The organism is Clostridia bacterium, from assembly GCA_024653205.1.
Taxonomy (GTDB): Bacteria; Bacillota; DSM-521; order Neomoorellales; family SLTJ01; genus JANLFO01.
Map to the genome: position 1 here is coordinate 209504 of JANLFO010000001.1, position 21417 is coordinate 230920.

A 21417-nucleotide genomic window follows, 5' to 3' on the forward strand; every position below is an offset into this window, starting at 1 on the left:
GTCGAGAGAGGGTTGGAATATGAACGGGGGGTGTCCGTATGAGGCAAATCCCGGCGGAAGCACTACATCAGGTAACAGAAGCCCTAAAACGGTATGAACGCGAAGTGGAGCAGTCTAAACTGAGGCCGTCCACCAAGAGGACCTATATCGTGCATGCCAACAATTTTGTCAGGTGGCTTAAGGGTGAGTTTGCTCCGGGCAGAGGTACAACCGGCGGTCAGGGAAGGCCCTACAACTACTGGAGATAGGAAAAGGTGGCGCCGAGATGACCGCGCCATGAGCCCCGTACAACATTGACGGATCTTGCGGTCTGGATTGGGAGGGGAGCGTAAAGTGCGCTGGCAGGACATTAACCAGCAGATTGCTAGGTGCCGGGGGCTATCAAGTCCCGAAGAGGTACTCGAGTGCCTTCAGAAGTTATTCGAGTACACGCAGGACGGGATGGTTGCCTATGCGATTGGCGAGGAGTATGAGTCGCGTGGCCTCTATGAAGAGGCGGAGCACTGGTACAGCGTGGCTCGTGAGCGGTTTCCTCTGCCCCAGTTCAAGATGAGGGCCCAGGCAGGTCTAGATAGGGTGAGGTCGAGGCGTGAGGGGTCGAAATGGGCTGCGGGTGAAGCGGGAGGAGGTCCGCCAGGGCTCAGGGAATGTGACCCGTCAAAAACATTGCTGATTGTTTCCTGTACGAGGACCAAGGTCTGGTCAATGGATCCAGAAGCCCCGCCGTACGTGCCGGCGCAATTCGCGTACTGTGGGCCAGAATTCAAGCGCTTTGTCCGGTGGCTGGAGGACAACAGCATTGAGTCCCGAGGCTTTCGGTGGCTCATCCTGAGCGCCAGGTACGGGTATCTTGAGCCCTGGCAACCGATAGCCGACTACGATGTTACCTTTGATGACCCGCAGAGCGGGCCGATCTCGGATGAAACTCTCTATTCTCAGGTCATGTTTCAGAAACGCTGGCGCGGCCAGGTGTCCCTCAGGGATTTCAGGACAATATTCTACGTGGGTGGGGCAGCCTATGCGGAGAGGATACGCAGGTCGTTCAGAGACGTCCCGGCGACAATCGACCCGCTGTCGCTGGAGCAAGCCCCTTCTGAGTGCTGCTAGTCGAAAACGTTGAGCGGTTCCGAGAGGTTCGTCATCCATGGGCCTGTGCAGAACCTTGCTAGTTCAAAGGGGTGGTCAGGTTGGCTAATTCGATTAAGGTGGCAGACGAAGTATGGATTGGCTGTGCCTTGCTTCACTATGAGAATCCACATCGTATAGATTTTTCCACAGGAGAAATTGTCAACAGGGTGGCTCGGGAAAACATCTATGGAGAGCTGCGCCCCGGCGTAAGGGTTCACGTTGATCAGCACTGTGTTGCCAACAGGCCGCCAAATCCTGCTAAGTACCGGATGCTTTACGAAACCCGGCCAGGCTACAGGAGACTGTGGCGGCCCGGGGACGATTTCCACCCGTCCAGGGCATCCGGTAAGACCTGCCCGGACGCTTCTGATATTCCTGTTAGGTACCATTTCTTATTTGAGTGGTACCGGGAGTGGACCGCGGGTGCCGGGACAGGCTCTGCGTCCGTGGGTGCTTGCACCCGAGAAAATGCGGCGACGCTGTCGCCCCCGGTGGCGCCCACACGGGATGAGAACAGTGTGGCCAGTCATTACCCCGGCGGGCATGGGGCCTACGGTTCCGAATACTCGGTGGCCGGCGGGGCGCAGGACTTCGAGGCCCAGGCCCGCAGGAGAATGAGCGAATTCTTCGGCGTGGAGTTGAACCCGGGAACGCTCCCGAATGTGCCGAAGAAGTTTGACATGGTGTCCCCGGACGGCAAGATCGTCGGCGACGCGAAGTATTACACCCTCGTGCGCGGCACCCAGATACCGCCGGCAAAATTCGCCACCATCTCCGAGCATGTGTGGCTGCTGGAGAAGACAAACAGCGAGATCAAGTTTCTTGTTTTCGGCAATGACCGGCGCGTGCCCGAGGAGTGGCTGGCGAGGTACGGCCGTCTGGCTGGCGACGTGCAGTTCTTCTTTCTGGATCCCCAGACGGGGCTGGTAAAGCTGAAGTAATAGCCGGGGCGGACATCAGTACGGCCGAGAAGTGCCCTCCCGGATCAGGTGGGCATTCAGGCGTTTGGCGGACTCCCGCGAAGGCGATGGTCGTCACCCCCTTCAGCAACGGTTCCCCATCGGCCGGACACACTGGTGTCCGCACTCTAGAGTACTCTCCGATTAGCGGCCAGTCGCCAGGCAGGGCCTGAGAGCGCTGCCGTCAGGCGAAGGAATCGCGTGGCATGTTTCCTCTGGAGAACGGAAAGGAGGTCAGCCGCCATGCCCTACCCGCGCAGCCGCGACCACCCGGAGGCAGTGATTAAGGTCCTGCTCGCCGTGATCGAGAAGACGCCCGAAGGCGGTGCCACCATGGAGGAGCTCAAGGAGGCCTACCGGGAGGTGAAGGACCAGGAGCCGAGCGAGAGGACCATCCGGCGCATTATCCGTCGCATCAATCTTCTCTTCGACCCGCTGGCCTACGATGAAGAAGAGGAGGACCTCCCGCGGGAGCCGCGCGCCATCGAGGCCCGCGAGAAGGACGGCCGCCGCGTCTACGTATTCACCCGCGATCTGGCCGCCCCGCGCCTGGACCCGGGGCTGGCGCTCCTGCTCGCCTTAAGCCTGTACCCGCAGCAGCGCCACCTCCTGCCGGACCAGTTCGAGGTGCTGATGAAGCTCGTCTTTGAGACGGTGCTCCAGCGCCTGGCCGAGTGGCGGCGCCTCAGGCGGGAAATGGATCGCTACGTGTACGTCTCGGGCTACGGCCCGGCCAGCCCGCACCGCAACGCCCGCCTGGTGGAGGGGATCCTCCAGGCCATCCGCCTGGCCAAGAGGGTCCGTTTCTCCTACCGCCGCGCCTCGGACGGGCAGGTGACCGAGCGCGAGGTGGAGCCGTACGGCCTTCTCTGCCGGCACGGGGTTTGGTACCTGGCGGGCCGCTGCCTCGCCGCCGGGGAGAGGCGGGTCTTCCGCCTGGACCACATGGAGCGCCTCGACCTGGTCGAGAACAGCACCTATGCTATCCCCGAAGGCTTTTCACTGCGGGACGCCTACGCCCACGCCTGGGGCGTCTGGACGGAGGAAGAGCCCGGCCCGCCGGAGACGGTGCGGCTGCGGGTGAGCCCGGGACTCGCCCACAAGTTCCGCGTCACCAGGTACCACGAGAGCCAGACCGTGGCGGAGCTGCCCGGCGGGGGCCTGGAGGTGCGCTTTGAGGTGAGCGGCGCGGCGGAGATGATTCCCTGGCTTTTGGGTTGGGGCGCCTCCCTGGAAGTCCTTGAGCCCGGGTGGCTGAGGGAGGAACTGGCCGCGGTCCTGGAGGAAACCCTAGGCCTTTACCGGAAGGCTCCCGGACCTGCCGGCTCGGCGCCGCAGGGCGTGGGCGGGGCATGAAGCGTGGCGAAAAACGGGGCGCGGCTTCGCCTGCGACGGCGAGCACCTCGTCTACCTGACGTGAGGGGCGGAGGTGTCCTTGAGGACCTGCTCCCAGCCCTCCGAGAAGGTTTCTCCACCGAAATCGGCGTTCGGTTCTCCCCGCTCGCTCCGCTTACTTTGCGGTCGCCCTGCTGGCCTGGCGGAAGAAGTGAGGCGCGAGATGGCGGCCAAACCGGGGACGGCCCGCGCCCCCGGCGCTAACTGCGGCGGGTGAAGTAGGGGTGGGGAGGCGCAGGGAGCCGTTTTCACTGCGCGGGGAACAACTTTTCGCACCGCCCAACTGGAGGACACATTAGTGTCCACGTGCCTGGCTATTCTCGAGGAAGGAGAAACCGAACTTGGGGTACGTCACGAGGAGAAGGCTGTCGTGTCCGCTGCCGGAGTTGCCTCGGGGTTCGCGCCCTGGAGAGTGCGGCGTAAAGCGGCGAAGGTGACGGCAACCCATCGGCGGAGGAACCCACCGGTGAGGAAGGTTCCGTTGCCCCCGCGCGGGCCCGCGAGAGCCCCGGCAGATTACAAAGACTATTGCAGGTGAGCGAGGGGGTCGGCCTCCTATGGACGTCTTTGGCCGGAAGATCTGGCAGGTCAGCGCAGGGGACGAGGACTGCCATTGGGCGGACCTATGCCTGGAATGGGACGTGGTCCTGAACGGCCCGGGCTCGGAAGGGCCGTGGCCCGCCTGCCTGGAACGCTTACGGTCCGCCTAGGAAGCCTCACCTTTGCCTACGGCATACGTCGAGCGCAAGCTTGGCGACCTCCGCCGTTTCTGCGAAGAGCTGCGGGAAGGCGATATAGTGGTGCTGCAGGCGGGTACCAGCAACGTGTACGGCGTGGGGGTCGTGGTCGGCGGCTACACCTGGAACGAGGAGTTCGGCGACATCGACGGCTGGGACTACCAGCACGTGAGGCGGGTACGCTGGCTGTGGAAATACGATGGCGCTCCCCGGCGCTTTGCCCGCCGTACCTTCCAGCCCGGCTGGACCGCGCAGGTTACGGACGTGGAACCGGTCCTGGAGTGGCTCCAGAGCCTGGCCGTCGACCCGGAGACGTGGCGGCGGCCGCTGCGGGAGTTGCCTGCAGCCTCTAGGGACAGTAGCTGGGCGGAGATCTCGGGCTATCTATTCGAACGCGGGGTAGCCCAGGGGGTCGTCGAAAACCTGGAGGGACGGACGGGTAAGGTGGCCCGGCTCGCCGGGTGGTATCAGCGTACGCGTTGCCCCTCGAAGGCCGAGGTTACCGCCCGCCTGGTGGTGCCGCTCCTTACCGCCCTGGGCTGGACACCGGAGAAGATGGCTGTGGACTGGAACGGCGCCGACGTGGCCCTCTTCGCCTGCCTGCCACGGGAGGAAAGAGGACTCACGGCAGTGGTGGAAGTGAAACCGTGCGGAGAATTTTCCCTGGCCATGCGCTCAGGCGAAGCTGGAATCCGTGGTCGGCGGGGGAGAGGGGAAGCCTGTACCAGGCTGATCGTTACCAACGGGTGGCTGTATGGAGTGTATCTCAAAAAGGACGGCGCCTTCGCCGAGAAACCTGACGCCTACCTCAACCTGACCAGGATGCGCGACGCCTACCCGGTGCTCGGCTGCCAGGGGGCGAAGGAGGCGCTGCTGTACATGGCCTGCGAATGAGGTGCGGCTAGCCTGGATAGCGGGCCGCCCTATTGCGGGGAGGGTAACGTGTTCCGTTTGGTCCCTGGTTGTTGATGGCGTGAGGACTATGGCCAAAGGAGGAAGAGGAGAGGTATGAACAGCGCCGGGCCCACAGGGGAGGGGTTTCGCAAGCCCTTCTTGAGAAGAATACCGGGGTTTCGTTCTGGGAAGCGGTGGAAAATGGTGGTTGCCGTAGTGGGGTACCTGTTCCTTTTCTTTTTGTTGATAGGCCTCTTTGCTGGAGAGCAACCTACGGTTGTTCAGCCAGCGGCACAGGTAGCGGCGGATAATCAATCAGAACAACAAGGCCAAGTGAGCGAGCTACCGGCACAAGTTGAAGAACCGCAACCTGCCCCTGAGCCGGTGCCGGAACGCCCTCAGTCCGAGCCAGGCGCTTCCGATACCGTGCCACAGGTGTCGGCGAGTTACGAGATTACCGAACTCAAGGCCTACTGGACGAAGACCTCGCGGGGAGCAACGGCCCTCGAAGGAGTCTTATGGGTGCCCGCAATCAAAATGAATATCAAGAACACAGGGCAGCAGGAGATCGAGAAGCTATACCTTAAGGCCCTCTTCCTTGACGAAGAGGGGGTCATTACCGACGAGGCCATAGAGGTGTTGGAATCTATCCCCGCCGGGTACACCAGGGGCCCCGTTATCTTGAGGGGTAGCGTGGGGTATACAAGTTCTAATGCGATCGCCATATTAACTGCCTACGAAAAGAAGTGGCAGGTGGACCTGTTTGAAGGAGAGAGCTATTCAGGGCCCTGGAAGAAGCTGAGGTCTGAGCCTGTACAGATCGACAGTTCCGAGTTCAGGTGAGTAACTAGCAGAAGGCGTATGGGCCACGGCTGATAGGTGAGCAGTACTGTCTGGCCTACCACAGGGGCGTCCTCCTTCCTGAGGATTGCAGTCTTAGCGTTATTGAGGGCTGTGGGTACTCCAAGGTGGGTCCCGTCGTGGAGCGTTACTCCGCCTAGGCCGAGGTTCGCGCCCCCAAAAGGCGAACTGGTGGCCTTTCGCCCGCAGCGGGTGTACTACTGCATGGTGTTTCTGCTGGAACACGGGAGCCGGTGGACGGGGCAAGGCCAGGCCAGGCTGTAGATCGACCCAAACTGGGATAAAGCGCTATCACCCTTTGTGCTGGTAACCTTCATGAAGGACATACCTCAGCTCGGGATCCTGACCAGTTTTTGGCACGATGTTTTCCAGAGAGGAAGGATTCTGGATGGCCGCAACGTAGTACTAAGCTAGGCATAGTAGACATTAACAAGTTTGAGCTGACGCTGGAGATGGTCAGGGAGGGGAATACCCCTATCGGGCTGAGTGGTGCGAAGAAGGGCAACCTGTCGGGAGAGAGAGTGATCTTATCTCTGAGCTACATCATCACCGACCGAAAGCCGCCGCAGCGGCCGCCGAACCCCGAAGAGGGGCTGCGACAGCGACTTGAGGAGGTGGTTGGGCTCTACGCCAATGCAGCGTTGTAGGAGCCCTAGCCCCGACCGGGTTGCAACTGGTGTCTCTTCCGGCTTCGGCTAATGGCTCCTGTTAAATGGCGGCAATATTTCCTAACTTGCGGAAGGGTGAGGCAATCATGCGCGGCCAATACCCTACACCACCGTCTGCGGCGACGATAATGGCGCAGTGGGCGTCTCTGGCCGAACACACTTGGAGTTCAGCGATTGGTCAAACATCCTCCGCCAAGCTCCTCGGGAGGTGGGCCACACTGGGCAGGTGGCCCGGAAAAAGGGGCCTTGGTGCAACATGGGATGCCCTTCACCACCTGATACGTCCGGCCACCAGCTATGCGGCCGCACAGGCTCGGCGACTGCAAGCGCTTGTCAGACGGTCGGAGGAGATGCTGCATCCCCTTGAGGAACCTTTGAAAATGGCCTTTCCCTTACACAGGTGGCTTGCCGAGGACAGGGAGGAAGCTTATTCCGACTGGTTGGTGTGGATCCTGGAACAACTGGGTTCGGCCCGTCACGTCGGCTATGTTCTATGGGGGGAGGAGATGCCGGGATTCTCACTTTCCGACCAGCGGTGCTCAGTTGAACGCGAGGTGTGGGTACCTGAGGGGCATCCCGGCCGCTCCGGCCGGCTTGACTGCGTCATTCGTATCGGAGAGGAGGCGATTATCCTCGTCGAGGTGAAGGTGGTCTGGGCCGAGTGGGCAGACTTGGGCAAGAACCGAGGGTACAGACAGTGGTTGGACAGCCAGCCATTCCCTATCCGGAAAGCGTATCTGTTGGCGACCGGCGGAGACAGGCACCTCTATGAAGGAGATTTCGAACTCGTCACCTGGGGTGCCATCTGCCGCCGTCTGCGCCGCCTGATACCTGAACTGGCTGCTGAAGGGCGGCCGACTCTCGCCGCGCTTACCGGTGGTTTCGTGGGAGCGGTAGAGCAGAACCTGCTTGGTCTCCCCTCCTTAGTCTGGCTTGAAAGAGGTGATGAAAGTCTCACGGCGCTGGTGCGAAGGAGTGAAGTAATGGCGGCCACCAACTACTTCAGACAACTATTGTGATGGGGGGGGTACGACAATGACCGACGTTGACCCGAGGTTAGAGCTGCTTGCCGAAGGTTTGAAGAGCTACCCGGCAGCGAGGGAAGCGATGAGGGCCTTCGAGGAACTGGTTGAGGAGCTTGCCCGGCAGGTGATGGTTAGACACCTGGATGATCTGAGAGACGCGGCTGGGCAGCCCGGTCTTACCGATCAGGATATCAAGGCAGAAAAGGATCTTGTGCCGGCGCCGGCCCTCGGAGTTGGAGCGGCATACGGAGCCCCTGAAACATGGGGCATTAGATGGGGAATAAAGTGGATCCCACCGCAGCCCCCTAGGTCCGCCCAGTTGGGAGCCTTTATTGGCGTGCGTGTAAGCGCCGCATATAAACAGGATAACGTACTCAGGAACCTCCTGTCCGTAGCTGCCGGTGAGATTGGCCAGGGGGTAAAGATAGAGAAAGCACCCGGTTGGCCGTATGAGGTGCATGTTTCTGCCCCTATGGCCTCCATGAGTTCAGATATTCCGCTCGAGAAAGTGGAGGAGACGATAGAGGGATCGATCGATATGGCCGTTTCAGCCTTCCTTAACATGGCCAAACGTGCCGGGGGCATTCCTGCCTTGTTAGCGGCTCCTGCGAAGTCAGAGACTTAGGTTTGCCGGCAGAGAAGGGGGGCTTCCACGTCCGATGCTCCTCAGGCTGTAGAGTGGCGGTAGTAGCAAGATTCGGCGCCGACGTCAATCTGGCTCAATGTTCCCGCCAATACAGGCGAACGAAATCAAAATGCACAGAAGGGCGCGGGCCGCAGCGACCCAGTTGCGTTAGGTCCCAGACCGCTACCTCGGTGAAGGGTGGGGAAGCTCAGGGCTAAGCCCCTAAGCCACAACGGTTTGAGGCCGACAATCCATCCAGGGAGAGCTCCCCTGTAGGTTGGAAATTGCTCCCTGAGCTCAGGAAGGGCTCTTGAGAGGGCTCAAGGCCTTGTGCTGCAAGGCTGTGAGGGAGAGCCCCCCTCCCGGAGGGCAGCTCTGAGGGGTATTTACCCGTCCAGGCCGCAGTTGAGGGTATGCATTCACAGAGACCACTGGATCTGGCAACCCAAGGATCCGGAGGAAAGGTGGAAGCGGCTCCTCGAGGCCCCGGAGTTCTACGTGCGGTGGCAGGAGCGGATCAAAGGCATAGTCGTCACGGTGGGGAAATGCGGCGGGCGGCCCGGGCTCGCCCGGCAACTGCGCAGGATCAGGGATCGGGCGCGGACGGCCAGGAGGACTGGCGGTTTGCAGCGAACTTCCGGCAGGGGGCGTAGAGGGCCGGCAGCAGGTATCGGTGGACCGCGGTCTCCTCGCGGTGCCTTCAGCACGGCCGGAGCAAGCGCGGGCGAGGATGCTGGTGCCCCTGAGGTCAGGGCCTCTGCGGAGGCCGGGCTCGGCCCCGGGAGGTGCAAGATGAGTTCCTTTGTGAAGGCGTGAGGAGAAGGTGCATAAGGAAGTCGCGGCCCGGCTGCCAAGAATGCGCCCGGGTCTAGCGCCACACAGCCCGGCGGATGAAGGACTCAGGAGCACCGGCCCAAAACGAGACGGCCCCATGGCCAGATGCGTAGCCAGGCGGGCCAATGGTGAGATGGCCCGTTATATAATCGTGTCCGGGCGGTTCAAAGAAACGGTAAAGGAAAAGGCGGCGGTCGTGCTACGGGTGGATGACCTCAAGGTCATGCATGGGCTACGGCATTGGCTCTTGGCCCGGGTACTGGCCTTATAACGGCGCCTCCAGCGGGCAGCCCTGGGTCAAACGCGTGCCAAGGCCGCTGACCCATTGCTCCCTAGAACTCGGGTAGGCAGTAATCAGTCCTCCTGATTGGGACCGGAATACGTGTCACCTACTAAAGGTTGACACAGCCGGTGACCACTCCAAAATTGTCCCATGCCCCAGAGAATGGTATACTCTTTGTGAAGAGTGTTCGAGGTGTGGCATTGATGGACACCGCGGCTTATCAAGAACGGTTTAATCGGCTGCGCGCAAAGGTAGTGCCTGAGCTGAAGCCATATGCCAAGCGCGTTGCCGTGTTTGGCTCATTCGTACGAGATGATCTGACGCCCGACAGCGACATTGACCTTCTGGTGACGCTCAAACCGCCTGAAGAACGCCCGCGGTTGGGCCTGAGGTGGTTTAGCCTGGAGGAAAGGCTGAGCCAGATGGTGGGACGAAAGGTGGATCTGGTCAGCGAAAGCGCTCTGAGTCCCTTCATTCGTTCCCACGTTTATAGCGAAATGGTGATCCTCTATGAAGAGAGATGATACGGTATACCTGCAACATATTACAGAGGCCATCGAGCACATCCGGGAATACTTGGCCGGAGTAACAAAAGAGGAGTTTCTCCGAAAACCCGTGCTGCAGGACGCTGTGGTGCGTCGGCTAGAAATAATTGGAGAGGCTGGCCGTAACATTTCCGAAAAGCTGCGGGCCCAGTGGCCGGAGATACCGTGGACGCAGATTATTGCTCTGCGGAACCGTATTGTCCACGATTACTTCAATCTTGATCTCGATGTGGTCTGGGAAATTGTTCAGGAAGATCTGGCCCTTTTAGGGGAGCAGGTACAAACGGTGATTAAGCAGTTAAAGAGTTAGGCGGGATTATGGGGCCACCCACCCTCTGGTAGATAAGAAGTCGTTAACCCCAACGCTGCCGGGAGGGATAAAGGCTGGCCCACTGCCAGGTTGCTGTAGACGACGAGGTTCTGCAACAGTTGTTGCACCTACTTGCTTAGGAGCTTCGCGGCAATGGTGATCAGGTTGTCCTCCCACCCTTTCTCCGCCAGTTTTCTTATTGTCTCCCTAATCTCTGAAGGGGAAATGAAAATCCAGCCCCTTTCCAGGAAGTAGTCCCTGATCTTGGGTTCATCGTAGAATAGACATTGCCGGCGGCCAGGGCGTAGTTTATGCGGGTTCCCACGCTGATCAGCCCCCTGTTGAGAAACTCTTTAGTGATATTCTCAGTGACTATGCGACGAAACGTGTCATCTGTAAACAGTCTATAACGCTTGGCCCAGGCGGGGTTTGCCCCAGTCACATCGGCGTAGCGAACGCCTAGCGAATCAATATAGGACTTCGCTTCTACCAGCAACAACTCCCCGTCCCTGACTTTCAGGGCCACAATGTCTATTTCCGGCCTTGGCATGGAAGGGAGGCCGATGCGCTTCTTCTCCTCTTTTGAGATGTTGAGCTTAACCGACTTTCTGACCCAGTAGCCCTGTTCCTCCAGATGGCAAGCTACTATGTCCTCAAAGGCGTTCATACTCCTCCCTCCGCCTACGTGCTTTTCGGTATCCGGATGTGGATTGGGTTCTACTTTGATCAGGGAAACCCTGCTCACGGCCGTTCACCGGGAGTTTGCCACCTGCTTGCTTGTCACGGCTGCCTTGATCGGGGTGAAGGAGCGCCGTTATCGCGTTATGGCGGCTACGAGGACGTGGCTCCTAGAGCGCCCATGTCCAGATGACCCAGGGACTCAGGTCGACGCAGGCCTGCTGGCGCAGGCAGAGTTCCGCCGCAGCTCGGCGAGGGATCGCCGTGGCGGCAAAGGCCACTTTTAAAGGGTTCTAACAAAGGCTGGTCAGACTGCCGACCGGTCGTTGAAGGAAGTGGGTTGGCGTATGTGGAAATAAATGTTTGTGAAACCATTCTTGTGGGGTGGTCTATCATGGGACTGACGGTGCCGCGCGAAGGAGACGACATCAGTTGCCACCTTCAGCAGCAGGGAATGGGAACGCTGGTGTGCCGGGCGGCCCGGCGCGAGGGTAGGGACTCTACCAACGAGGTCACGCCTACCGCATGCTTCAACTGTCCCGTAGGCAAGATCTTTAGGGAAGTAGGTTGTGATTCAGTGCTACCAAGAATCTGATCCTGGGTTGAGGAAGCAGCGGAGTGCGGTCAGGGGCGCGGCAACCGCGTGCCTCCTGTGGGAGGCACTCGCCAAGACGAGGCGCTTTCGATCTCATCGAACAGGGGCCGTGGTTCTCTACCCTTATCCATACCGGTCGGAGGAGTGATTCCTGTTGGAGGAATCCATTCTTAACAAGCTCGATAGGCTATATCCGAGCGCAAGGGATGCAGTGAAACAGGCGATAGAAGATAAGATGGAGGAAATGATACGCAGAGGCGCGCTACACAGCGGCATCGCCATGAAGGCCTACGCCGAAACCGGGATGACAGCCCTTCAGGCGGAAATCATGGGTTTGCTCGAGAAAGTGGCTGCGCTGAAGCCGGGAATTGCGGATTGGCAACACGTGCGCAGTTCCATTGAGCAGTTCGTGGATTCCGAAAGTAAGAGGCTGTACACGGACGCGTGCCGCCGGTGGGACCCTGGGAAATATCCCATGGAAGAAGTCAAGCGGATCCTTGATGACCTTCAAAGAAAGGCCCTAACCGAGGTGGATATGTTTGTCGAGAGCCGCATAAAGGAGATCAAGGAAGAGCGCTCCCGCAGGCTGAAGGCGACTGTATGGGACATAGTAAAGGTTGTCGCGGGCGGTTTAATTGGGTATGTATTAGCGAGATTCACGTAAGGCAGGCGTCGGCAAACCCAGGCCCGGCCGAAGGGTTTAGTCTTCTCTAGGAGGAACCCCTCTGGCAAGACCAGGAGGAGGGGTGGCAGGCCATGGCCAACAGGAGGTTATCCATGCGCAAGACCAAGGAAGTACTGCGGCTTCACTTTGGACTGGGAATGAGCCGGCGCGATATTGCCAAAAGCCTGGGCATGTCGCACAGCACCGTGGGAGACGTCATCCGCCGGGCCAAGGCCATAGGGCTTAGCTGGCCCTTGCCGCAAGAGTTGTGCGAAGCGGAACTGGAACGGCAGATGTATACTCAACGCAACGCGCCCAGATTTGCCCGCCCACCGATAGACATGCAGTGGATACACCGGGAACTGGCACGCAAAGGGGTCACCTTACAGCTTCTGTGGATGGAATATAAACAGGCACACCCGGACGGTTACCAGTACAGCCAGTGTTCGGCTGAAATCTGCAGTCGTTCAGTGAGGGTCATGCTGCTAGTACCGGTAGGCTGGGCAGGGTATAATGGAGGTGGCGTCCGACACGACGAACCGTGCAAACTGCCGGCGAGGTGAGCATCGTGGTCCGTGAACTGCGTCTGGAGACCGTGGTGGAGCGCGACGGTGAGATTTATCTCCATGACCTGCCCTTTAGGAAAGGGGAAAAAGTGCAAATGACGGTACGCCCCGTCAAGGCGGGCCAAGCGAAGCCACCGCTTACGGCGCGCCACCTTCTGGCCTCCGGTCTGGTGGGCATGTGGAAGGACCGGGAGGATATTGGCGATAGTGCAGCCTATGCCCGGCAACTGAGAGAGCAGGCCGAACGTCGCGGCAGGGATTAATATGATTGTCGTGGACACCGATGTAATGGTTGACGTGCTACGGGGTTACCCGCCGGCAGTGGCCTGGCTGGAGAGCCTCGGCGATGCGGAGATTGTGCTGCCGGGTTCTGTAGCTATGGAACTCATACAGGGCTGCCGCAACAGCCACGAGCAGAGAAGGCTCGAGGAAAGAGTAGCGCCCTACGCGGTACTGTGGCCCGAGCCCGAAGGCTGCGACCAAGCCCTGGCGACCTTTGCGCGCCTACACCTTTCTAGCAATGTGGGAGTACTTGATGTATTGATCGCTCAGACCGCCATAGGTCTCCGCACGCCTTTATACACCTTCAACGCCAAGCACTACCGGGATATTGAGGGGCTAAAGACAGTGGAGCCCTATAGCCGTTCCTAGCCCTAAGGATGGCCGACCCGGCCAGACGATGATCCTGCCGGCTCGCATTGCCGGAAACGGTTTCAGGCGGGACTGTTCGCATGCCGGAGAAAGGAGAGGCGTAATGGCCGGAGTATACTACTTGGCGAAGCTTACCTATGAAGAAATCGACCGGCTGCCCCGAGACGAGACGGTAATCATGCTGCCCATGGGACCGCTCGAGGCCCACGGTCCTCACCTCCCCTTAGGCGTAGACTTTGACGGAGCGGTGGTGCTTTGCGACCTGGCCGCGGAACTCATCGCCCAGAGGGGCATCAACGTGGCCATCGCCCCTGCCGTTCCCTACGCCCTGGCCGATGTGGCCATGCCCTTTGCCGGTACGGTCACGCTCGCGCGGGAAACGGTGACCTCACTGGTTCTGGATATCGCCAGGTCGTTCGCCCGCCATGGCTTCAAGAAGATGGTGGTCAACTGTCACCACCTGGAAGTGCCCAACCTGGCTGCCCTGCGCGCGGCCGCAGAGGCGGCGAGGGAATTCGGCATTTCCGTGCTGGTGTCAAGGGCGATCATCAGCTCGCTTCCCAAGATCGGTTCGCTCTTGAAGGGCGAGCACCCCGAACTGGACATTCACGCCGGTGAGACGGAAACGGCGTTTTACCTGTGGAAGTTCCCGGAAATGGTCAGGAGTAATTTCCGCGAGCTGCCGCCCGTCTGGATAGATATCCGCCGGAAGTTTCAAGAGGGGGCGAAAGACTTTAAAGCGGCCGGGGCCACGAGGGGTTATCTGGGTGACCCGGCGAAGGCGAGCGCCGAACTGGGAGCCAGGCTGTACCGGATCCAGGCGGAGGCTCTGGCCGACGAGGTTGAAAAGTGGTTAGCGGCGTCGTTCCGTACGGGCGAGGGGGCCGTTTAGGAGCGCGGCTATCAGCGAGGCGTGCCAGTCGAACCGTCCCAGGGAACGCAGTATTAAGCGCACCCCGTCCTGCTGGGCCAGGTGCAGGAACCGGGCCAGCGTGCGGTCGTCCAGATTCCGGGCCAGCTTTCGCAGCCTGAGGCCGTACTCCAGCTCTCTTCCCAGAACCCGGCGCCAGCGGATTTCGTATTCGGCCAGGGACTGCTCGTCCAGACGGTCTTCCCTCAGGGCCCGGACCAGTACTTCTACCGCGGTGCGCGCGCCCACCAATCCGTAATACACACCCCCGCCGGTGGTAGTCTTCACCTGCCCGGCGGCCTCTCCCACCGCCAGTACCCGGTGGCCCACGGTGCGGGCCAGGGCTCCCAGAGGAATGGGGGCCACGGTTGCCTCCGCGGCGGGAGCGCCCTTCAATCGCGGCCTCAACCGGGGATCGTCCAGAAACCGCTGCAGGTGTTCGCGGGGGAAGCTGTAGGCTACCAGCCCCAGCCGGGCCCTTTTCTCCTGTCCGGGCACCGCCCAGGCGAAGGAGCCGGGTACCAGGTCCCGGCCCAGGTAGACCTCCACTTCTTCGAGGCCCTCCACCTCGGCTTCCACCTGGGCTCCGAAGACATAGCCGGGCAGGCGGCCCAGTCCCAGTTTCTCCGGGAGGTTTGACCTGGCTCCGGTCGCCAGTACCAGCACCCGGGCGGCGAGGCGCCGGGGAAGGGCTTCCAGTTCTATCTCCACCGCCCGGGGCCCGACCGCCGCGTCCTTGACCCGGTGGCCCAGCAGCAGACGCGCCCCGGCCTCGCGGGCGCGCTCGGCCAGCAGGGCGTCGAGGCGGGGACGATCCACGACCCTGGCTACGGGGTGTTGGGCCTGCCAGCGCAGCCGGCTTCCTGCGGGCCCGTGCACCGTACAGGAAGAAATGCGGCGCTGGGTCACTTCCCCGGGGAGATCGAACTCTTGGAAGGCCTGTTCGCCCACGAGTCCGGTGCAGCGGGCGGGAAAGCCCGGCCGGGAATGCTCTTCCACGAGCAGTACTTCGTAACCTGCCTGCGCCAAACCGGCGGCCACCCAGGACCCTACCGGTCCGGCGCCGGCTACCACTGCATCGAGCAACTTCCATCCTCCACCATAACGGGCTTAGAAGCGGGCTATTGTTGCCGCTTCGACAAAAAGGAAGGGATTCCTGCCGTAAGACTCGCGGAAGGTCGGCCGGCAATAGAGGTAGAATATAACTGCCGTAACCATACGCGGAGCAGGTGAGCAAGGGTGGGGGCGCAATATCGCCTGCCGGCGGCGGGGATCCGGGACGGCGGCCACGTCTCGGCGCCGGCCATGGGAAGCTACCTGTGGGTGGTCCTGCCTCAGGTGGCCAGGGAGCTGTCAGGCTGGCGCCGACAGGCCGAGGCCTGCCCTCGGCCGGAGCTGCGGGCCATGGCGCTTGCCAGCCTGGAAAAGAAGCGCTTTCACTGTCAGGGCGGGAGCTTCTTTGCCCTGTGGGTTAGCCCGGCCTACCGTGGTCCATTGGTGCGGGCGGTGGTGTCCCTTCAGACCATCAGCGACTATCTGGACAACCTGTGCGACCGGCTGGGAGTGGAGGACGAACGGGCTTTCCGGCAACTTCATCATAGTCTGGTGGACGCGCTTCTTCCGGGGGAAGCTCCGAAAGACTACTACTCCGCCTACCCCTACTGCGAGGACGGGGGCTATCTGCAGTCTCTGGTGTGGACCTGCCAGCAAGCCCTGTCCCGCCTGCCTTCCTGGGAGATGGTTCGGGAGGAGGCGGTGCGGCTGGCCGGCTGGTACAACCAGCTTCAGGCCACCAAGCACCTGAGCCCCAAGGAAAGGGAGATCCGGGTGAAGGCATGGCTGGCGGAATTGGAGAGGCAAATCCGGTCCGGGCTGGCCTGGTGGGAGCTTGCGGCCGCGACCGGTTCCACCCTGGGCCTTTTCGGGCTGATGGCCCTGGCCAGCCGGCCCTCGCCGTCCCGGGAGCAGGTGGAGCTTTTCCTGGGGGCTTACTTCCCCTGGGTATGCGCCCTGCACATTCTTCTGGACTACCTCATCGATCAGCACGAGGACCAGTTGGGAGGCGACCTCAACTTCGTTGCCTGCTACGGCCACCGGGGCGAGGCCGCCAACCGCCTGCTCTACCTGGCCCAAGAGGCCGGCCGGCGCGTGGCCAGACTGCCGGACCCGGGGTTTCACCGAACCCTGGTGGTGGGGCTGCTGTCGCTTTACCTGTCCGACCCCAAGGTGGAGGAGCAGGAGCTGGCCGACCTGCGGCAGAGGCTGTTGAGTGCCGCAGGCGCGGACGCCTGGCGCCTGTACCGGCTGTGTCGGATGGTGCGACGCCTGGGGCTCTGAGAAGCAGCGGGGGCCCGCGCCGCCGGCCTTGCGCGGCGCCGGGTGCCGGTCCCGGCTCAGGGCCGGGAAGGCGGTGCCGAGCCCAGAGCTATGAGTTCGGAAACGGTGAGGAACCTGTAGCCGTGTTGGCCGAGGGCGCCCAGCAGCTGCGGCAGCGCCTCCAGGGTATGCGGATGCCCCTCGTGCAGGATGACGATGGCTCCGGGATGTATTTCTTCCAGGACCCGGTCTACTATGACCCCGGGGGGCGGGTCATCCCAGTCGCGAGGGTCCACGCTCCAGGCCACGGTAGTCAGGCCGGCGGCCGCGGCCGCCTGCAGCAGGGTTTCCGGTTTCTCGCCGTAGGGCGGCCGGAACAGAGCCGGCCTTGCGCCGGCGGTTTTCTCCAGCAGGAGGTTCGCCTCGTCGAGCTCCGCGCGGAGGAGTTCCTGGGTTCTGGCGCCCGCCCGGGCGTGGTACAGGGAATGGTTGGCCACTTCGTGGCCCGCCTCCGCGATCCGCTTCGCCAGTTCCGGATAGCGGGAGACGCGGCTGCCCACCAGGAAGAAGGTGGCGCGCACCCCGGCCCGGGACAGCACGGCCAGATAGGCTTCGGTCAAGTGGTGAGGACCGTCGTCGAAGGTGAGGGCGACGACCTTCTCGCGGGTGAAGACCTTGCGAACGGGCGCCGGTGCGGGTTCTGCCGGGGGTGGCGGGGACGGCGGCGCCTGCGAGCCTTCGGCGGCCAGGGCCAGGCCGGGCAGTACGGGCCCGGGTATCTCGTCGCTCGGGAGCAGGTGCAGGCGGTAGTTGCCGGCCGCATCGAGGGCCACCGGCAGGGGATTACTGCCTCGAGTTGCGGCGGGTCCGGGCGCGAAGGCGGCGGGAAACAGCACGGGGCGGGGGGCAAAGTTGGTTTCCCTTGAATACGGGCCGCCCGGGGCCCAGGTGAGACCGGGAGCGCCCGCCGGCAGGGGCAGAACCAGCAGCAAGATCAGGCCGACGAGGGCGAAAACCGGAGCCCAACGGTGGCCGCTTCCCGGCGTGGGTTCTGCCGACGCTCCCGATAGTCCTGCTCCTTGCCCGGTCATGCCCTGAACCCTCCCCTATTTAGTAAGACGACGAAAGAGGTCCGGCGGTTCGCCACTTTGTCGAAATTTGCGGGTTGGCGAAGCGGGCGGGCTTCGGGGAGGAACCCGGGCCGCAGGGGTGCAGCCGGCCAACAGATGCGGCCGGGGCAGGAGATGGTTTGGGTGAGGGAGAAACTATTGAACCGAAATTCCACGGCGGGGAGAGCACAACCATGACCGTAGCCGAAGAGTTGGTGGCGCCGCTGGCCCTGGCCCAAACTGCAGGCCGTCTCCTGCGGGAGCAGGGGCTTGCCGTGGCCACGGCGGAATCCGCCACCGGCGGCCTCATCGCCGCCCTCATCACCGAGGTCCCCGGTAGTTCCGATTACTTCCGGGGGGGAGTGGTGGCCTACGCCAACGACGTGAAAGTGGGGGTGCTGGGGGTCAGCCCGGTAGTCCTGGCCGAGCAGGGGGCGGTAAGCCCGCAGGTAGGGCGAGAGATGGCCGAAGGAGTCCGCCGGCTGCTGCGGGCGGATATCGGGCTGGCGGATACCGGCATTGCCGGGCCTGCCGGAGCCACGGAGACCAAACCGGTGGGCCTGTTTTACCTGGGCATGGCCACCCCGGAGGGCACCCAGGTGCAGGAACTGCGGCTGGAAGGCGACCGGCACCAGAACCGCCAGGCGGCGGCCCTGGCGGCGCTGGCCTGGCTGGTGGCCTATCTGGAGGGCCGCGGCCGGGCGGGGCCGTCCTGACCGGGAGGGAAGGGGAGTGCAGCCTCGGGAGGTAGTTACGGCCTTCCTGGAGTACGAAGGCCGGGTGGCGCTTTTCCGCCGCAGCCAGGCGGTGGGCAGCTACCGGGGGCGGTGGGCGGGAATAAGCGGTTCGGTGGAGCCCGGGCTCGGTCCCCGGGAGCAGGTTTGGAAGGAGTTGGCCGAGGAAACCGGGCTCTCCCGCGGGCAGATAGGGCCGTACTTTGAAGGCCGGCCTCTGCCGGTGGAGGATCCCGGCCCGGGCCGTCGCTGGCTGGTACATCCCTTTCTTCTGGCCGTTAAGGAGCCGGAGCGGATACGGCTGGACTGGGAGCATACGGAAATGCGCTGGGTGCGGCCGGAAGAGATCCGCACCTACGACACGGTGCCGCAACTGGTCCAGACCTGGGAGCGGGTAGCGCACGGGGCAGAGGTGCTGGACGGCCTTCGGGCCCTCCGGGCAGACCGCGAGCACGGCGCCGCCTACCTGGCCCGCCGGGCCCTGGAAGTGCTGGACCGGGCCGCAGTCCTGAGTACCGCCTCTTCCCTGGCGTCTCTATGGGAGGAGCTTGAGGGCGTTGGCCGGAGCCTGGAAGAGGTCCGCCCCAGCATGGTGCCTTTGGGGGCGGCGGCGCGGCGCTGGCTGGAGGAATTGCGGCGTCGGACCGGCGGGGCGGCGAAGGCGGAGGAGGTCCAGGCGGCGGCCGCCGGGGTGACGCGCGATCTGGCGCAGGAGATGGAGGATTGCCGGGTCAGATCGGCCCGGCGTGCCGCCGAGGTGGTGGGCCGCAGCCGGGTGGTGGCTACGGCGAGCTTCAGTGCCACCGTGGCCCGGGCCCTGATCGAGGCGGCCGGCCGGGCCCGGCAGGAGGGCCGGGAGTTTGCCGTCCGGGTCGCCGACTGCGAGGGCCACGGGGTGCGGCTGGCCGAGCTTCTGAAAGAAGAGGGAGTCTCGGCTCAGGTCTTCGGAGTCGGTGAGCTGGAGGCCTGCCTGGCCGGGGCGGAAATGGTGCTGCTGGGAGCGGATGCCCTGCTGCCCGACGGTTCGGTGGTAAACGGGGCACCCAGCCTTTCCCTGGCCCGGCGGGCCGCAGCCCGGGGAGTGCCGCTGGTGGTGGCGGCGGACGGTTTCAAGCGGAGTGCGGGCGAAGTGGTCCTGGAGAAAGGGTTTGAGCGCATACCCGCCGAGTTGGTCGCCAGGATCGTGACCGAAGAAGGAGTGGCTTGAGGAGGTGCGGGGATGAAGTGCCTGGTGGGAGACCTTACCCGGGTTGAGGCCGACGTGTTGGTGAACGCGGCCAACGGTTTGGGGCCCATGGGCGGCGGGGTGGCCGGGGCCCTGCGCCGGACCGGAGGCCGGGAGATCGAGGATGAGGCCATAGCCGTCTGCCGTCGGGAGGACCCGCAGCCGGGAGAGGTATACGTTACCGGGGCCGGCCGGTTGCGGGCGCGCTACATCTTCCACGCCGTGACCATGAAGCGGCCGGCCGAGCGCTCCAGCCTGGCGGTGGTAGAGAAGTGCCTGTTGAGCCTGCTGGAAAAGGCCCGTCAGTACGGGGTGCGCAGTATCGCCCTTCCCGCCCTGGCCACCGGGGTGGGCGGGGTGCCGCGGGAGGAGGTGGCCCGGGCCTTTGCCCGCATCCTGGGCCCGGTCACGGATCTCGAGATCACGGTGGTGGACGTACATCCCGAGTTTATCGCCCTGGTGGAAGAATGCCTGCAGGAGATGGGCCAAGGGAGAGGGTGAACTTTGCGCTTCCGGATAGTCGAGGAAGTGTTTGCCGCCCTGCCGACCGTATGCTTCGGCGTGGTAGTAGGGGAAGGGATAAATCAGGACGGTCTGGGCGAGAGGTCGGTGGCCCTGCTGCGGCTGGCCGCCGAAGAGGTGCGGGTCCGCATGGCGGACGTCAGACCCAAGGAGCACCCCGGGCTCGTCCCCTACCGGGAGGCCTTTCGGCAGCTGGGTCTTAACCCCAACAGGTTCCCCAGCTCCATCGAGGCGCTGGTGAACCGGGTGGTGAAGGGGGGAGAGCTTCCGGACGTCAATCCGGTGGTAAACGTGGTGAACGCCCTTTGCCTGCGGTATCTGGTGCCTATGGGGGCCCACGACCTGGACACGGTGGAGGGCGACCTGGAGGTGCGCTTCAGCCGTGCCGGAGACCGGTTCATCCCCTTCGGGGAGACCGAAGCCGAAGCGGTGGAGCCGGGCGAGCTGGTGTACGCGGATGCGGAGGGAGTGAGAACCCGGCGCTGGATCTGGCGCCAGGGGTCCAGGGGCATGATCACCCCGGCCAGCAGCCGGATATTCTTCCCCATCGACGGCTTCGAGGACGCCAACCGGCAGGCGGTGCTTGCCGCCCGGGAGGACCTGGCGCGTTTGCTGGCCGAGCTGTTTGGCGCCCGGGTGAAGACGTATTACCTTGACTCCCGGAACCCCGAGGCCGATCTGGGCTAGAACCGGGTACGGGGAGCGCAGGGGATGGGGTCGGAACTCATACGGGCGCTGCAGAGCTGGAGCAGCCCGCCTCTGGATCTATTCTTCATCGCGGCCACACTGCTCGGCAGTGAGGAAGTCATTCTGGTCATCGTTTCCCTGACCTACTGGCTGGGAAACCGCCGCCTGGGGCTGACCCTGGGCGTTTTCTTCTGCCTTTCCGTGCTCACCAACCAACTGGTCAAGGATCTCTGCCGTCTGCCCAGGCCCTCGCCGGCCGAGGTGCGGGTGCTGTTTGCTGCTTCCGGCACCGGGTACGGGTTCCCCAGCGGGCACACCCAGAACGGCACCGTGTTCTGGGGGGCGCTGACCCGGGCGGGGAAGATTCCCCTGTGGGCGGCCGTAGCCCTGGTGGGGCTGATCGGCGTGTCGCGTCTCTACCTGGGGCTGCATTTTCCCCGGGACGTGCTGGGCGGGGCGCTGCTCGGGGTGGCGCTGCTGTGGGGCTTTTCTCGCC

26 protein-coding genes and 1 pseudogene are annotated in these 21417 nt (G+C 62.9%); 24 read left to right on the plus strand and 3 right to left on the minus strand.

All coding sequences use genetic code 11. The features are described 5' to 3' along the window. Positions 1-333 precede the first annotated feature (333 nt). The 12 genes from NUV99_01005 to NUV99_01060 all read left to right on the plus strand — a co-directional run bounded on the left by NUV99_01005 (position 334) and on the right by NUV99_01060 (position 10264). Positions 334-1107, plus strand: a complete 774-nt coding sequence (locus tag NUV99_01005) for a hypothetical protein (GenBank protein ID MCR4418719.1) — start codon at positions 334-336, stop codon at positions 1105-1107. Between the two features lie 539 nt (positions 1108-1646). Then, the gene (locus NUV99_01010; GenBank protein ID MCR4418720.1) at positions 1647-2069 is read left to right on the plus strand and encodes a hypothetical protein; all 423 of its coding nucleotides are present in this window, start codon (positions 1647-1649) and stop codon (positions 2067-2069) included. 714 nt (positions 2070-2783) lie between these two features. Continuing rightward, on the plus strand, positions 2784-3443 hold the full coding sequence (locus tag NUV99_01015) for a WYL domain-containing protein (GenBank protein MCR4418721.1): 660 nt from the start codon (positions 2784-2786) through the stop codon (positions 3441-3443). Positions 3444-4039: 596 nt separating this feature from the next. Beyond that, positions 4040-4192 carry a hypothetical protein gene (locus tag NUV99_01020; GenBank protein ID MCR4418722.1) on the plus strand — a complete coding sequence of 51 codons (153 nt, stop codon included), beginning with the start codon at positions 4040-4042 and terminating at the stop codon, positions 4190-4192. Positions 4193-4204: 12 nt separating this feature from the next. Continuing rightward, entirely contained in the window at positions 4205-5113 is a 909-nt protein-coding gene (locus NUV99_01025; protein MCR4418723.1) for a hypothetical protein, read from the plus strand. 114 nt (positions 5114-5227) lie between these two features. Then, positions 5228-5956, plus strand: a complete 729-nt coding sequence (locus tag NUV99_01030; GenBank protein MCR4418724.1) for a hypothetical protein — start codon at positions 5228-5230, stop codon at positions 5954-5956. A 539-nt stretch (positions 5957-6495) separates the two neighbouring features. Continuing rightward, entirely contained in the window at positions 6496-6621 is a 126-nt protein-coding gene (locus tag NUV99_01035) for a hypothetical protein (GenBank protein MCR4418725.1), read from the plus strand. A gap of 371 nt (positions 6622-6992) precedes the next feature. Next, positions 6993-7661, plus strand: coding sequence for a hypothetical protein (locus tag NUV99_01040; GenBank protein MCR4418726.1), 669 nt, complete (start codon positions 6993-6995; stop codon positions 7659-7661). Between the two features lie 16 nt (positions 7662-7677). Then, positions 7678-8292, plus strand: coding sequence for a hypothetical protein (locus NUV99_01045; protein ID MCR4418727.1), 615 nt, complete (start codon positions 7678-7680; stop codon positions 8290-8292). 931 nt (positions 8293-9223) lie between these two features. Then, positions 9224-9397 carry a hypothetical protein gene (locus NUV99_01050; protein ID MCR4418728.1) on the plus strand — a complete coding sequence of 58 codons (174 nt, stop codon included), beginning with the start codon at positions 9224-9226 and terminating at the stop codon, positions 9395-9397. Between the two features lie 266 nt (positions 9398-9663). Then, positions 9664-9933 (plus strand): nucleotidyltransferase family protein, encoded by a 270-nt coding sequence (locus NUV99_01055; GenBank protein MCR4418729.1) that lies wholly within the window; start codon positions 9664-9666, stop codon positions 9931-9933. Beyond that, on the plus strand, positions 9920-10264 hold the full coding sequence (locus NUV99_01060) for a DUF86 domain-containing protein (protein ID MCR4418730.1): 345 nt from the start codon (positions 9920-9922) through the stop codon (positions 10262-10264). Before NUV99_01055 ends, NUV99_01060 begins: the two co-directional genes overlap by 14 nt. Positions 10265-10460: 196 nt before the next feature. On the opposite strand, the gene NUV99_01065 is transcribed toward NUV99_01060, so the two are convergent. Further along, positions 10461-10931, minus strand: coding sequence for a hypothetical protein (locus NUV99_01065; GenBank protein ID MCR4418731.1), 471 nt, complete (start codon positions 10929-10931; stop codon positions 10461-10463). A 351-nt stretch (positions 10932-11282) separates the two neighbouring features. Between NUV99_01065 and NUV99_01070 the strand changes: the two genes are divergently transcribed. From NUV99_01070 to NUV99_01095, 6 genes are all read left to right on the plus strand, one after another. Then, positions 11283-11537: a hypothetical protein gene (locus tag NUV99_01070; GenBank protein ID MCR4418732.1), complete on the plus strand. Its 255-nt coding sequence runs from the start codon at positions 11283-11285 to the stop codon at positions 11535-11537. A gap of 154 nt (positions 11538-11691) precedes the next feature. Then, the gene (locus NUV99_01075; GenBank protein ID MCR4418733.1) at positions 11692-12201 is read left to right on the plus strand and encodes a hypothetical protein; all 510 of its coding nucleotides are present in this window, start codon (positions 11692-11694) and stop codon (positions 12199-12201) included. A 113-nt stretch (positions 12202-12314) separates the two neighbouring features. Next, positions 12315-12764 carry a hypothetical protein gene (locus tag NUV99_01080; protein MCR4418734.1) on the plus strand — a complete coding sequence of 150 codons (450 nt, stop codon included), beginning with the start codon at positions 12315-12317 and terminating at the stop codon, positions 12762-12764. Positions 12765-12769: 5 nt separating this feature from the next. Then, entirely contained in the window at positions 12770-13030 is a 261-nt protein-coding gene (locus tag NUV99_01085; GenBank protein ID MCR4418735.1) for a hypothetical protein, read from the plus strand. A gap of 1 nt (position 13031) precedes the next feature. Continuing rightward, a complete protein-coding gene (locus NUV99_01090; GenBank protein ID MCR4418736.1) occupies positions 13032-13418 on the plus strand; it encodes a PIN domain-containing protein in 387 nt (128 codons plus the stop codon). Positions 13419-13521: 103 nt separating this feature from the next. Further along, the gene (locus NUV99_01095; protein ID MCR4418737.1) at positions 13522-14310 is read left to right on the plus strand and encodes a creatininase family protein; all 789 of its coding nucleotides are present in this window, start codon (positions 13522-13524) and stop codon (positions 14308-14310) included. On the opposite strand, the gene NUV99_01100 is transcribed toward NUV99_01095, so the two are convergent. Further along, positions 14272-15414 carry an NAD(P)/FAD-dependent oxidoreductase gene (locus NUV99_01100; protein MCR4418738.1) on the minus strand — a complete coding sequence of 381 codons (1143 nt, stop codon included), beginning with the start codon at positions 15412-15414 and terminating at the stop codon, positions 14272-14274. The two genes, NUV99_01095 and NUV99_01100, sit on opposite strands and share 39 nt — an antisense overlap. Positions 15415-15567: 153 nt before the next feature. Between NUV99_01100 and NUV99_01105 the strand changes: the two genes are divergently transcribed. Then, entirely contained in the window at positions 15568-16665 is a 1098-nt protein-coding gene (locus NUV99_01105) for a tetraprenyl-beta-curcumene synthase family protein (GenBank protein MCR4418739.1), read from the plus strand. A 56-nt stretch (positions 16666-16721) separates the two neighbouring features. On the opposite strand, the gene NUV99_01110 is transcribed toward NUV99_01105, so the two are convergent. After that, a complete protein-coding gene (locus NUV99_01110; GenBank protein ID MCR4418740.1) occupies positions 16722-17735 on the minus strand; it encodes a polysaccharide deacetylase family protein in 1014 nt (337 codons plus the stop codon). A gap of 212 nt (positions 17736-17947) precedes the next feature. Here NUV99_01110 and NUV99_01115 point away from each other — a divergent pair, with 212 nt between their 5' ends. The 5 genes and pseudogenes from NUV99_01115 to NUV99_01135 all read left to right on the plus strand — a co-directional run bounded on the left by NUV99_01115 (position 17948) and on the right by NUV99_01135 (position 21350). Beyond that, positions 17948-18469, plus strand: a complete 522-nt coding sequence (locus NUV99_01115; GenBank protein MCR4418741.1) for a nicotinamide-nucleotide amidohydrolase family protein — start codon at positions 17948-17950, stop codon at positions 18467-18469. Positions 18470-18485: 16 nt separating this feature from the next. Further along, on the plus strand, positions 18486-19694 hold the full coding sequence (locus NUV99_01120) for an NUDIX domain-containing protein (protein MCR4418742.1): 1209 nt from the start codon (positions 18486-18488) through the stop codon (positions 19692-19694). A 12-nt stretch (positions 19695-19706) separates the two neighbouring features. Continuing rightward, positions 19707-20213, plus strand: a complete 507-nt coding sequence (locus NUV99_01125; GenBank protein MCR4418743.1) for a macro domain-containing protein — start codon at positions 19707-19709, stop codon at positions 20211-20213. Between the two features lie 3 nt (positions 20214-20216). Continuing rightward, the gene (locus tag NUV99_01130) at positions 20217-20921 is read left to right on the plus strand and encodes a phenylalanine--tRNA ligase beta subunit-related protein (GenBank protein MCR4418744.1); all 705 of its coding nucleotides are present in this window, start codon (positions 20217-20219) and stop codon (positions 20919-20921) included. Between the two features lie 24 nt (positions 20922-20945). After that, positions 20946-21350, plus strand: a pseudogene (locus tag NUV99_01135) (phosphatase PAP2 family protein). Positions 21351-21417: the final 67 nt, after the last annotated feature.